We start from the raw sequence: 12487 nt of genomic DNA, 5'->3' as shown, positions 1-12487 counted from the left end.
ATTTTCATTAATAATTAAACAAAACTACCAATGAGAGAATTTTATGGGTTTATTAATTGACGGAAAATGGCATGACCAATGGTACGACACCGAGGCAACACAAGGTAAATTCGTACGTTCACAATCACAATTTCGCAACTGGATCGTTGCTCCAGAAGCATTTGATGCAAACGATGACAGCCATTTTCCAGCTGAATCAGGCCGCTATCATTTATATGTGTCACTTGCGTGTCCTTGGGCACATCGTACTCTGATTTTTCGTCACCTGAAACAGCTTGAGTCTCATATCAGTGTCAGCTGTGTCCACCCGCACATGCTAGAAAATGGTTGGGAGCTCAAAAGTGAAGCTCGCTTCCAAGACTCGCTAGTTCCTGCGGGGGATCCTTTGCATGAATTCCAGTATGCTTATCAACTATACACCCACGCTAACAACGAATACTCGGGGCGTGTTACAGTCCCGATTTTATGGGATAAGAAAAACCACACGATTGTCTCAAACGAGTCCGCTGACATCATCCGTATGTTTAATACAGCATTTAACCATCTAACTGGAGATGAACAAGATTTTTACCCTGAAGCTCTTAGAAATGACATCGATCAGTTGAATGCTCGTATCTACGATACGGTCAATAACGGCGTCTACAAATCAGGCTTCGCCACCACGCAAACCGCTTACGAAGAGGCCGTTTACCCATTATTTGAATCATTAGAGTTTTTAGAAAGTCGACTTAAAAACAATCGTTACCTCACAGGAAATACGGTTACCGAAGCGGATTGGCGCCTTTTTACAACATTAATTCGCTTTGACCCCGTCTATCACGGGCACTTCAAATGTAATTTTAAACGTATCATCGACTTCCCAAACCTCAATGATTACCTTGAACGTTTGTATAAAACTCAAGAAGTATCGAAAACCGTTAATTTTGAGCATATTAAGCAACACTACTACTACAGTCACGACACGATCAACCCAACTCGCGTTGTACCCGCAGGTCCAATGCTATTGTTTCGGTCTGAACTTTAAGGACAAATTTAGGGAAACTTGAGTACTTTTTGACAATATTCAAACTACTGACTATTAAATTATTTGTTTTTTTCAGATAATGTCTTGCTCATATATTGAACGCTAGAGACGAGCAGCAGCGAAAACTGTTGCTCGTTTTTTATATTAACGCTCTAGAAAATGATGGTTGGATATGGAACGTAAGTTACTTTGGGTTATCTCGAGTATCGTGATCTTAATTCTGTGGTTCAAAATTGAACCGCAAGAAACACAGCAGTCTGATTCAAAGGCTGAGATCACGAAACAAGTCCAAACGAAAAAAGAAAAGGAAGCCGCAGAGCCGAGCAAGAGTGCTCGTGATGCCACCGTCACCAAAGAAGAGGAAGAATATTTCCAAAGCCACCCGCTTGATAGTAACAAACCAAATTTTGCTGCCATGAGCGATATTCAAGAGCGTAAAGCGGCATTCTTCGACTACTTATTACCTTTCGTTGAAGAGAAGAATACATTGCTATTGCAAGATCGAGCTCGTATTCAAGCCATTCTTGAGAACGAAGAACCGCCTACTCGTGAAGATAAAACTTGGCTAGCGGCCCTACGCAAGATACATAAGCTTAGCAAAGTAGGTGTTTATACACATCAAGATATTGCGATTATGCTGCGCTATGTCGATGTCATTCCTGCTTCGTTAGTTCTTGCTCAAGCCGCCAATGAATCGGCATGGGGAACCTCTCGTTTTGCTGTACAAGGTAATAACTATTTTGGCCAATGGTGCTTTACCCGCGGCTGTGGTTTAGTCCCTAATGCTCGAGGTGAAGACAAAGATCATGAAGTGCGTAAATTTAGCGATGCACGAGAATCTGTCTTTGCTTACATCGACAATCTAAACAGTAATTCTGCTTATAAAGAATTACGCAGCATCCGTGCTCAACTTCGCAAGAACGGCAATACTATTACCGGTCTAGCACTGGTTCATGGGTTAGAGAAATACTCTCAGCGTGGCCAAGATTATATTGACGAAATTGAAAGTCTTATTGACTACAACGAGCTATGGCGGTTTAACGTTCACACCGACTCTGCGACCTATAACAACGAGTAAATAAATGATGAAAAGAGTGATTTACACTCTTTTTCTGCTTTAAGCACAGTGTTTTACAAGAAATTTCACCTGCGCTAGGGTGGCGGTCAAACACCCCCATCCTTTACAATAGCACTCGTTAATATCCAAAATTATAAATCGAGGACATTCCTTTGGCCCGTTTACCTGTTATTGTTGGCTTTGGCGGAATCAATTCGGCTGGACGTACATCCTTCCATCAGGCGTATTGCCGAATCATTTTTGATCTACTCCCCCAAACCATTCAGCAGGAGGTTTTACTAGACCTCGCAACCATCACTAACATTGCTGAATATCAAAATGGGGCTTGGCTAACGCATGATGGTGAAGCCCTTGATGCAGAAACTCTCATCGACACATTTGGTGAAGAAATTCTGGCGCGCACGCTTATTCGTCGCATTCACCCCAGCCTATTCGACGTAGACAACGTTACTGTTCATAAAAGCTCTGCCCTCTCAGCCGTTGTTGAGGGAGAAAAGCTTAGTTTTAGTGTTAAAACTCGCTCCCTACCCGACAACATACCGGCGAACTGGCAAGTTAAAGAGCTTTCTAAAACACACAGTGAAATCACGGTTGACGGCACCTTAGAAACCTTTATCAAGGATTCTAAATCTCTATCAGTAAAAGCGGCTGGGCAATTACCCACAGGATTTGATCCGTCCAAGCTTTACCAGAGCCGAAATCACCCTCGTGGTTTACAGATGACGGTTTACGGCGCTTCCGATGCTATTTTGAGCAGCGGTTTAGACTGGGATAAAGTTCGCAACTTAGTCGCACCGGATCAAATTGCTGTTTATGCCGCAAACTCGATCGGCCAAATGGATGACTTAGGCTTTGGTGGTATGCTGAAATCCGCGCTTATGGGTAAGCGTACTACGTCCAAGCACTTGCCATTAGGTTACGCACAAATGCCGGCGGACTTTGTTAATGCCTATATTTTAGGCTCCGTTGGTAATGTCGGCACATCGATCGGTGCCTGTGCAACGTACTTCTTCAACTTAGAACGTGCCATTGAGCAAATCAAAGTCGGGAAAGTACGTATTGCTATGGTGGGTGGCAGTGATGCTCCAATCACTCCAGAAATCATCGAAGGTTTCCGTACCATGGGCGCCTTAGCAGAAGACACCGCTCTACTTGCTTTGGACCAACTAGAAAACCAGAAAGAACCAGACCATACACGCAGTTGCCGTCCATTCGCTCAAAACTGTGGCTTTACCATCGGCGAATCCAGCCAATGGACACTGCTGATGGATGACGAGCTCGCTCTAGAAATTGGCGCAACTATACATGGTGCGATTCCTGCGGTATACGCCTATGCTGACGGCTATAAAAAATCCATTTCTGCGCCGGGTGTCGGTAATTATCTCACCATGAGCAAAGCCATGGCGTATCTAAAAAACATCATTGGCTCGGAAGGTCTTACGGATCGTACTTTCATTCAAGCGCATGGTACCAGCACACCTCAAAACCGAGTGACTGAATCGCATGTTCTAAGCAAAGCCGCCACAAGCTTTGGTGCAACAGCCATGCCTGTAACCGCAATGAAAGCCTATTTAGGCCATTCTCAAGGCACAGCTGGCGGCGACCAACTTCACCTTTCGTTAGGTGTATGGCAGCACGGTATTTTACCTGGCATCGTGACATCAAATGCCGTCGCTGACGATGTTTATACTGGCGGCTTAAAATTCCAGCTGAAACATGAAGAGTATGGGAAAGAGCACTTTGATGCTGCGCTATTAAACTCTAAGGGATTCGGCGGAAATAACGCCACAGCCGTCTTACTTGCCCCCCATAAAGTGATGGAAATGCTGTCGAAGCGCTACTCTAGCGAGCAAATTGCTGCTTACCTAGAGAAAAATGCTGATATCAAAGAGGCCGCCAATGCTTATAATGACGCCATGATCCGTGGTGAAGTTGAGCCTATTTATCGCTTTGGTTTCAATGTTTTAGGCGGCGAAGAACTGGATATCACTGATAAAGAAATCAATCTACCGGGCTACCATATGCCTGTAGATTTAAACATTCCAAACGAATTTGACGACCTCGTTTAGCGTGCTTTTACTGCAATCCCTTACGTAGGGGATTGCAGTTTTTCGACTAGAAAATCAATCAACAAACGCACTTTTTTGGGTAACAGTTTACGCCCCGCAAAGACCGCATAAAACTGCCCCGAGTAGGTTTCGTACTGCGTTAACAACGGGACAAGCTGTCCACTTTCAATGTATTTATCCACTAAGAAGCCCGGTTGAATAATTATCCCGGTACCGGCCACAGCTAAACGCGTTAATGCACCACCATTATTTGCCATTATCGACCCTCTGATAGGCAAATCAAACTCTTCATGATGGTTCTTAAAATACCAGCGCCCTGAATTTGGCGCATTAGTGTACTGTAAACAATTATGCGTCTTTAAATCCGCTGGATGCTCTGGCGCGCCATTCCGCTCAATATACTCTGGCGATGCACACACATAACCACGTAACGTACACAAAGGACGTGCAATGAAATGATCTCCTCCTAAGTCCCCTCCTCGCACAGCTAAATCAATCCCCGACTCCGTTAGATCAACACGCTTATCATTGAAATCTACCTCGAGCGTTATCTCTGGATACAAAGCCGAAAATTCACTGAGTATGGGCACCATATGCGTTAACCCAAAATCCATCGGAACACTGATTCTAAGGTGCCCTTTTGGCTTATGGGATAAATCCCCCAACTCCCCTTCTGCCTCTTCGATCGCTTCTAATATGGTGACGCAGTGCTGATAATAGAGCTTACCAGCATGAGTAACACTGATGTTTCGAGTATTACGATGCAGGAGTTTTGCCCCCAAATCTTCTTCAAGAGCATTAATGTAGCGAGTCACCATTGGGCGTGAAATGTCTAGCGACTCACTCGCCAGTTTAAAACTTTCCGCCTCATACACGCGGCAATAGACTTTCATCGCTTGTAACTTATCCATTTAACTTCCTCCTATGACAAAAAGTTCCAGATGAATTATTCCGTTTTATGAAACAGTGAATTGTTTTTACATGTAATTATGTATTCCTAGAACATGATTATACTAAGAGCCATTATTAATCGCAGACCCTTTTTTTGGAGGCATCAATGAAAGCTTTACTACTTACGTCAGCAGCCGTACTTGTTTCAACTAGTGCATTGGCGACAGACTATCAAGTCGACCCAGCTCATTCTTTCGTAACATTTGAAGTAGGCCATTTAGGTGTGAGCACCACCGTTGGCCGTTTTAATGAGTTCGAAGGTACATTTACACTAGCGGATAACGGCAAATCAGGCAGCTCAGAATTCACCATTCAAGCAGCCAGTGTTGATACAAACCATGCAGCACGTGACAAACACCTACGTAGCCCTGACTTTTTGGACGTTAAGCAGTTCCCAACCATCACCTTTAAAAGTACGTCATTTGATGGTGAAGAACTTAAAGGCGATCTAACACTTCACGGTGTCACTAAACCAGTAACATTTGAAGTTGAAAAAATTGGCGAAGGTGATGACCCATGGGGTGGCTACCGTGCAGGCTTCGAAGCAAGCACAACCCTAAAACGCAGTGAATTTGGCGTATCGTATTTCATCCCAGGTGTAACAGATGAAACAGAATTAGACATCTTCATCGAAGGCATTCGTCAGTAATTAGGAGTTACTATGTACGAGGAAGCGAGTAACTCAAACCTACTCATGCTGCTCAATACTGCGGTATACCCATTTCTGGTGGCCGCAGTCATTACGTTACTTGGCAAATTCAGCAGACACCTTAGCCTTTTAGGCTTAGCTGCTGGCTTTCTCGTTGCATTAAGCCTGATTCATTCAGGCTTAAATCTCCCACCGAGTAAAGCATTGGACTTCCTAACAATCAGCGTATTATTAGGCTTATTGATTAGCTACTTTCGCCAAGCGAAGATCGGCTTCAAAGCCCGAAACAGCATCACTTTTGTTGCCTTGTTTGTCAGTTTTTACTGTTTGTTAAACCCCGTATTAAAGCATCAAGGTCAACTATTAAGCTTCGCTTGGGCCGCTATCAGCGCGCTGCTTGTGCTGTTTGTATTCGGACTGCAAAAGCACACGTCTGACGCAAAACATTCTCATGCCGCCATGACGTCTCTTGCTATCATTGCAGGCACAACGGCACCAGTTGTTTCGATTGGTGGCAGCCTATTGATTGGTCAGCTGGTAGGAGGCTTTGCGGCCAGTGTAGTGGGCTATGTACTGATTCAGAAGTTTATCGTTAAGCAGTCTAGCTTACCGGGATTACTGCTTGGCTCGTTCATTTTGTCAGGCTTATTAGCTCAAGCTCATGTCTTAGCTGACTTGCCACTGTGGACGATGTTGATTGCCTATTTTGCTTTATTAACCAACATACTCAGTAACTTACTAATAAAAGAAGACGGCTCAGTATGGTCGACTGTCCTATCTATTATTCCGCAAACTGTGATCAGCGTCGCTATTGCTGGCCTGTCACTTTGGTCAATTTGGCCTGAAAGTAGCCTATATTAGGCTACTTTTTTCACTCTATTTCTTTTCCTTTAGCCTTTAAAAATAGAACGGTTTGAACGCCAAAACGACAAAATAAAGGCTGCGATCAAGCAACTAATAAAACCAAATGACATCAGATAACCCACACTCATATGAGTGAAGTCGACAAACATCCCGACAAAAAAGACGTTAGGTAACACGATAAATAACCAGCTACTGATCGTTAAAACCAATCTCTCAAAGCTGGAACGTAGATTTGTTTTAGCCAATAACCACGCGCTAAAACAAGTATAAAAAAACAGTGCAACACAAAAACCGATCACGGTTTCTGTAGATATGCCTCCCAGCGCACTGCCCTCGATCTGCTGCGTAATATTTGCTGGTGCAGCTGAATACCATATTGCGCCCACCAACAACTGCAGAACGTACACTAACAAAATTGCCTTGAAGTTCACTATATACGCGCCCCGATCTTTCTAAACCTACTCCATCAAGCTGATGGAAAACGGTGAAGTTCTTTGATTAATGCTCTTAGCACTGGACGCCAAGAGCGCTGCTTTATACCGTAATGACCAAAAATTTTACGACACGACAATGATTGACGCTTAATATCCGTCGCCATCTCTAAAGCACTTGCCGTGTCCCCCATATTTTCAAGTGCTGAATGGGCGGTATCATCAAACTGGCTCGCGGTTGTCAGAACTGCTTCAACTAAGCCCATCCAGCTGATTTCTTCAGAACAGCAATAGTGATACACACCTGTATTCAGAGCTCCATAATGACGCTGCTTGACGACTGAAAGCAGCACTCGCGCGACATCCGACACAGGTGTTGGACAACCAATCGCAGTATCATGGAACTCGATAGGGGCACCGGAGCGTACTAAATTGATCGTATTTGCAATAAAGTCATCTTGAGCGCCGCTAAAGAGCCACCCCGTCCGTATAATGATATGACGCTCTGACGTTAACACTTTTTGTTCAGCGGCCATCAATCTCTTTGCAAAACGACTGCGCGCATCAGGCTCATCCGTTTCTAAATAAGATGACTCTTTCTCTCCCAAGAACACCTGAACGCCACTTAACATGTAAAACAAAGGGCAAGACTCATTACCAAGCAACATATCCAGCCGCTCTAAATATTCATCGTAATCGTTCTGTGATGCACTGCGTAATGAATAGGCGTCAATGATGGCGTCACAGAACTTGTCATCCAATACACTAGAAGAAGACAATCGACTGATCACCTCATGACAAGGTATCTCTAACCAATCAAAGTCGAAATCATTATCATAGTATTCACGAATCGCTCGGCCTAGCTCTGTATCGCTACCAAGCAACACCACACGCATGGGCGCATTAATATTCTCTGGAGTTGTCAATTTGTTATACCTTATGCCAATTTGGCAAAACTCGTTGTAGGTTTGCACTGGTATAGCGAGCAACATCAGCCACACTTTGCTGACGCAGATCAGCAACGACTCGCGCGATATCCACGACCCTCAGCGGTGTATTCACTTGCCCTTGATAGCCACTAACAGGCATATCTGGAGAGTCGGTCTCCAACACGAAATCTTCATCTGCTAACGCTTGCAGAACCCTCTGAGCTTTCTTAGCTCTTGGATAGGTTACTGTCCCACCAATACCCAGTACAAAACCCAGCTTTTTAAATCGCTTGGCTTGCTCTAAGCTACCATTAAAAGCATGTACAATGCCTCCTCGACTAAATCGAGCCTGGCGTATCACTTTTAATAGATCATCTTCACTTTTTCGAGCATGCAAAATAACAGGGAGATGATGCTTCTGGGCTATCTTAAGCTGAGCTAACAACACTTCTTGCTGTAACTCATAATCCGGCATTCTAGGCCATTTATCTAAACCAATTTCACCCACAGCCACCACATCATTGGTCAATAAAGCCGCTTCAAGCTGCTCTAAATGATGATGTTTAAAACTGTCTAAAAAATAAGGGTGTAAACCCAATGCCACGCTAATTTCAGAATGCTGTTTTTGTAACGCTACAACACCAGGCCATGATTCAGCCGTAGTACTCGGTACTATAAAATGAGCGACGCCGACGGATCGACTGGCCACTAACAGCGCAGACAAATCCTTAAAAACAGAAAAATCAAGGTGGCAATGTGTATCGATCAACATGCACAAAGATTACATGAACCGGTCACAAGTCTCTAGCAGGAAGAGCAGTAGGATTGTAAAAAAGCCGCGCAAATTGCGCGGCCTTTTCGTAAAGCTAAAGTAAGATGAGATTTTACAGTTTTGGACCTGCGTTAATGATCTCTTCTGATACCGTTTCAAACTTCTTAAAGTTTTCTACAAACTGAGAGATAAGGCCTTTGGCATGCTCATCATAAGCGGCTTTATCTTCCCAAGTATCACGAGGGTTCAGCAATACAGAATCAACACCTTCAACATGGGTTGGAATGTCGACGTTCAACTGATCCAGATGCACTGTTTCCACATCGGCTAAAGCACCTGACTGGATAGCTGCAATCACAGCACGAGTCGTAGGAATACTGAAACGCTTACCGCCTTTACCGTGTGCACCGCCAGTCCAACCAGTATTTACCAAGTAAACTTTACTGCCGAATTGCTCAATACGCTTCATCAAAAGGTCCGCGTAAACATCTGCGGAACGAGGGAAGAATGGCGCACCAAAACACGTCGAGAACGTTGACTTGATACCACTGCCCGCGCCCATTTCTGTTGAACCTACTAACGCTGTATAACCACTTAAAAAGTGGTAAGCCGCCGCTTGCTTGCTCAATACTGACACTGGAGGTAGTACACCCGTTAAATCACACGTTAGGAAGATCACCGCATTCGGCTCGCCTGCACGATTATGCTCAGAGCGCTTATCAACACTTGTCAGCGGGTAACCAGCACGGCCATTTTGAGTAAGTGAGGTATCCGTATAATCTGCCTCACGAGACTCATTCATCACAACGTTTTCTAGAATCGTTCCAAACTTAATCGCTTTCCAGATAACGGGTTCGTTCTTCTCAGAAAGATCGATTGTTTTCGCGTAACAACCACCTTCAATATTGAAAACCGTACCTTCGCCCCAGCCATGCTCATCATCACCAATAAGGAAACGTGATTCATCAGCAGACAATGTCGTTTTACCTGTACCAGACAAACCGAAGAACAATGTGACATCACCATCAGAGCCAACGTTCGCCGCACAATGCATTGGCAGTACGTCGTGTGCTGGCAACAGATAATTCTGTACAGAGAACATCGCTTTCTTCATTTCACCGGCGTAACGCATACCAGCAATTAGAACTTTACGCTCTTTGAAGTTAAGAATGACACAACCATCGGAATTCGTGCCATCGCGCTCTGGCTGACACTCGAACGTTGGCACGTTCAAAACTTGCCATTCACCCTTATTGGATGGATTGTAAGATTCAGGATTAATAAACAGGTTACGACCAAATAGATGCTGCCAAGCGGTTTCAGTGCGCATTTGAACAGGGATGTAATAATCATCCCCCGCTCCAACATGAACATCAGATAGGTATGATTTTTTAGCGTCTAAATACGCCTCAACGCGGTTCCACAATGGCGCAAATTTATCTTCAGGAAATGGGCGGTTAACCGGCCCCCAGTGAATAGTGCCTTTAGTCGTGTCTTCCTCTACGATGAAGCGATCCATCGGAGAACGACCGGTACGCGCACCGGTCTCTACTACTAGAGCACCGGTATCTGCCAGAACACCTTCACCATCCGCAAGCGCATTTTCAACAAGCTGTGCGGTATTCAAATTACGCAGAATTATTTGGTCGTCAGTTCTGTTGTTCATGTTGCTATAGTCCTCTGAACAAAACGGTTACATTATGTTTTAAAATTATTATTTGGGGTAAATCTATAGTAACAAATGAATCTAAAAAAAAATATTGATATAACAAAGTGTTATTTTATTTCACACTGACAAGCACTCCAACCTTACCAAGCCACTGATTAATAAGGTTTAAATCAAGAAAAATCTGAATTTCGAGTATTTTTTAAACTGTAACAATCCTATATTTATGAAAAAAAAATACACTAATGTTCTTTTATTACGAGACACTATAGCCGGAAACTATAACCCAGTAGCTCTTGCCGCTTTTTTGTACTAACCACTATTTCGTCATTATTGCTCGAAATTGCACGTATTCTCGACTAAAATGCCCGCCAGAATTATTAACTTCCACAATAATTCAACTTTTAACCTGCCCGTAAATCGGCTTGATAGCCCCAGTTCATGGTAGGATTCTTTCTAACCTTCCCCGTTCGAAACAAAGGTAGACCTAAAGCTATGCAAAACGTGAATCAGAGCTGCAACATCGGATTCGTTGGCCTAGGAGTCATGGGCAAAAACTTAGCCCTAAATCTGGCCGACCACGGTTATCGCGTTGCGGGTTTTGATCTCGACACAGATAAAGTGAAAGACGTTTTAGACACTGAAGCAAAAGAACGTCCGAGCTCCGTCGATGAAGCGAGAATCATTGGTTGTGACAACATTAAGCAAATGCTCGACATGCTGGTCAGCCCACGCGTGATCGTGGTTTTAGTCCCTGCAGGTGATCCTGTTGACGCCGTTTGTCAAAGTTTAATTGAAGCAGGTCTTAACCCTGAAGACATCGTTGTCGATTGTGGCAACAGCCAATGGACTGACACCATTCGTCGAGAAAGCGACTATAAAGACCAATTCAAATTCTTTGGCACAGCGGTATCCGGTGGGGAAGTAGGCGCTCGATTTGGCCCTTCTCTAATGCCAGGTGGCGATGCGGACTCATGGAAATACCTACAACCAATGTGGGAAGCCGTTGCAGCTAAAGTTGACGAGAACGGTAAGCCAATTGAATCACGCACACCAGGTCAGCCAGTCAAAGAAGGCGAGCCATGTACCGCTTATCTCGGCCCAAATGGTGCTGGCCACTTCGTAAAAATGGTTCACAACGGTATCGAATATGCTGATATGCAGCTTATTTGTGAAGCGTACCATTTGCTACGCTCACTTTTAGGCTATGAGCCTGCTGAAATCGGTAAACTGTTTGAGAAATGGAACCAAGGCATTCTTAATAGCTACCTTGTCGAAATTTCTGCCGATATTTTGCAACAGTATGATGACAAAACAGGCGCACCGCTTGTCGATATGATCCTAGACAGTGCCGGTCAAAAAGGTACAGGTCGCTGGACATCGATTAGCGCTACGCAAATGGGCGTTCCTGCCGGCATTATTAGCGAATCAGTGTATGCGCGAGCGTTAAGCACACTAACTGCTGAACGTGAAAAAGCAGCGGGCTTCTTAATTGCCGATGTCGAAACGTCTGAGATTGACGCTGAAGCTGTTGAAGATGCGATTGAAAATGCTCTGTACTGCGCGAAAATCTGTGCTTATGCGCAGGGTTTCCAAATCATGCGTGCAGCACAAACAGAATACGACTGGACACTCAACTTCACCGGTATCGCCAAGATCTGGCGTGGCGGCTGTATCATCCGTGCATCTTTCCTACAAAAGATTGCCGACGCGTTTGATAAGAACCACGACCTAGAAAACTTATTGCTAGATGACTATTTCGCAGATGCGATGGCAGAAAAGCAAAAAGGATTACGTGATGCCGTTGTACTGGCTGCTCAATCCGGCATTCCGACGCCTTCGTTCTACTCTGCATTAGCGTACTTTGATGGTTACCGCTCAGAAGTGTTACCAGCCAACTTACTGCAAGCACAACGCGACTACTTTGGTGCTCACACTTACGAGCGCATTGACGCCGCCCCTGGTGAGAAATTCCATACTCATTGGCAGCAAGAAGGCCGCCCAGAGACCAAAGTTAAGTAAGCAAATACACAACCTATAAACAAAAAGCCCGC

11 protein-coding genes are annotated in these 12487 nt (G+C 44.4%); 6 read left to right on the top strand and 5 right to left on the bottom strand.

The window, feature by feature from the left end; translation table 11 throughout:
• Positions 1 to 43 precede the first annotated feature (43 nt).
• The 3 genes from ACPUEK_RS06700 to ACPUEK_RS06690 all read left to right on the top strand — a co-directional run bounded on the left by ACPUEK_RS06700 (position 44) and on the right by ACPUEK_RS06690 (position 4171).
• Positions 44 to 1024 carry a glutathione S-transferase family protein gene (locus tag ACPUEK_RS06700; protein ID WP_425642744.1) on the top strand — a complete coding sequence of 327 codons (981 nt, stop codon included), beginning with the start codon at positions 44 to 46 and terminating at the stop codon, positions 1022 to 1024.
• Positions 1025 to 1196: 172 nt separating this feature from the next.
• Positions 1197 to 2102 carry a glucosaminidase domain-containing protein gene (locus ACPUEK_RS06695; protein ID WP_067217353.1) on the top strand — a complete coding sequence of 302 codons (906 nt, stop codon included), beginning with the start codon at positions 1197 to 1199 and terminating at the stop codon, positions 2100 to 2102.
• A gap of 152 nt (positions 2103 to 2254) precedes the next feature.
• Positions 2255 to 4171 (top strand): beta-ketoacyl synthase, encoded by a 1917-nt coding sequence (locus tag ACPUEK_RS06690; RefSeq protein ID WP_067030926.1) that lies wholly within the window; start codon positions 2255 to 2257, stop codon positions 4169 to 4171.
• Between the two features lie 20 nt (positions 4172 to 4191).
• Here the strand turns inward: ACPUEK_RS06690 and ACPUEK_RS06685 are convergent, their stop codons facing one another.
• Entirely contained in the window at positions 4192 to 5082 is an 891-nt protein-coding gene (locus ACPUEK_RS06685; RefSeq protein WP_425642743.1) for a LysR substrate-binding domain-containing protein, read from the bottom strand.
• A 146-nt stretch (positions 5083 to 5228) separates the two neighbouring features.
• Here ACPUEK_RS06685 and ACPUEK_RS06680 point away from each other — a divergent pair, with 146 nt between their 5' ends.
• Positions 5229 to 5771 carry a YceI family protein gene (locus tag ACPUEK_RS06680; RefSeq protein ID WP_425642742.1) on the top strand — a complete coding sequence of 181 codons (543 nt, stop codon included), beginning with the start codon at positions 5229 to 5231 and terminating at the stop codon, positions 5769 to 5771.
• A gap of 12 nt (positions 5772 to 5783) precedes the next feature.
• Positions 5784 to 6632, top strand: a complete 849-nt coding sequence (locus ACPUEK_RS06675; RefSeq protein ID WP_425642741.1) for a hypothetical protein — start codon at positions 5784 to 5786, stop codon at positions 6630 to 6632.
• Between the two features lie 29 nt (positions 6633 to 6661).
• On the opposite strand, the gene ACPUEK_RS06670 is transcribed toward ACPUEK_RS06675, so the two are convergent.
• The 4 genes from ACPUEK_RS06670 to ACPUEK_RS06655 form a co-directional block, all read right to left on the bottom strand.
• Positions 6662 to 7066, bottom strand: a complete 405-nt coding sequence (locus ACPUEK_RS06670) for a hypothetical protein (protein ID WP_083202956.1) — start codon at positions 7064 to 7066, stop codon at positions 6662 to 6664.
• Between the two features lie 35 nt (positions 7067 to 7101).
• Entirely contained in the window at positions 7102 to 7992 is an 891-nt protein-coding gene (locus tag ACPUEK_RS06665) for a sugar nucleotide-binding protein (RefSeq protein ID WP_425642740.1), read from the bottom strand.
• Positions 7993 to 7996: 4 nt separating this feature from the next.
• The gene (locus ACPUEK_RS06660; RefSeq protein ID WP_425642739.1) at positions 7997 to 8767 is read right to left on the bottom strand and encodes a TatD family hydrolase; all 771 of its coding nucleotides are present in this window, start codon (positions 8765 to 8767) and stop codon (positions 7997 to 7999) included.
• A gap of 112 nt (positions 8768 to 8879) precedes the next feature.
• Entirely contained in the window at positions 8880 to 10433 is a 1554-nt protein-coding gene (locus tag ACPUEK_RS06655; protein WP_425642738.1) for a phosphoenolpyruvate carboxykinase, read from the bottom strand.
• A 495-nt stretch (positions 10434 to 10928) separates the two neighbouring features.
• On the opposite strand from ACPUEK_RS06655, the gene gndA reads away from it, so the two are divergent.
• Entirely contained in the window at positions 10929 to 12455 is a 1527-nt protein-coding gene (gene gndA, locus ACPUEK_RS06650; RefSeq protein ID WP_425642737.1) for an NADP-dependent phosphogluconate dehydrogenase, read from the top strand.
• Positions 12456 to 12487: the final 32 nt, after the last annotated feature.

Source organism: Marinomonas gallaica (assembly GCF_049821165.1).
GTDB lineage: Bacteria > Pseudomonadota > Gammaproteobacteria > Pseudomonadales > Marinomonadaceae > Marinomonas > Marinomonas gallaica.
Note: the sequence above shows the minus strand (reverse complement) of the source record. Positions and strands in the feature narration are given on the sequence as shown.

Excerpts from the sequence above, each read along its gene's own strand:
- ACPUEK_RS06675 (WP_425642741.1), top strand. The coding sequence starts at position 5,784 with ATGTACGAGGAAGCGAGTAACTCAAACCTACTCATGCTGCTCAATACT.
- ACPUEK_RS06660 (WP_425642739.1), bottom strand. The coding sequence starts at position 8,767 with ATGTTGATCGATACACATTGCCACCTTGATTTTTCTGTTTTTAAGGAT.
- ACPUEK_RS06700 (WP_425642744.1), top strand. The coding sequence starts at position 44 with ATGGGTTTATTAATTGACGGAAAATGGCATGACCAATGGTACGACACC.
- ACPUEK_RS06685 (WP_425642743.1), bottom strand. The coding sequence starts at position 5,082 with ATGGATAAGTTACAAGCGATGAAAGTCTATTGCCGCGTGTATGAGGCG.
- ACPUEK_RS06680 (WP_425642742.1), top strand. The coding sequence starts at position 5,229 with ATGAAAGCTTTACTACTTACGTCAGCAGCCGTACTTGTTTCAACTAGT.
- ACPUEK_RS06695 (WP_067217353.1), top strand. The coding sequence starts at position 1,197 with ATGGAACGTAAGTTACTTTGGGTTATCTCGAGTATCGTGATCTTAATT.
- ACPUEK_RS06655 (WP_425642738.1), bottom strand. The coding sequence starts at position 10,433 with ATGAACAACAGAACTGACGACCAAATAATTCTGCGTAATTTGAATACC.
- gndA (WP_425642737.1), top strand. The coding sequence starts at position 10,929 with ATGCAAAACGTGAATCAGAGCTGCAACATCGGATTCGTTGGCCTAGGA.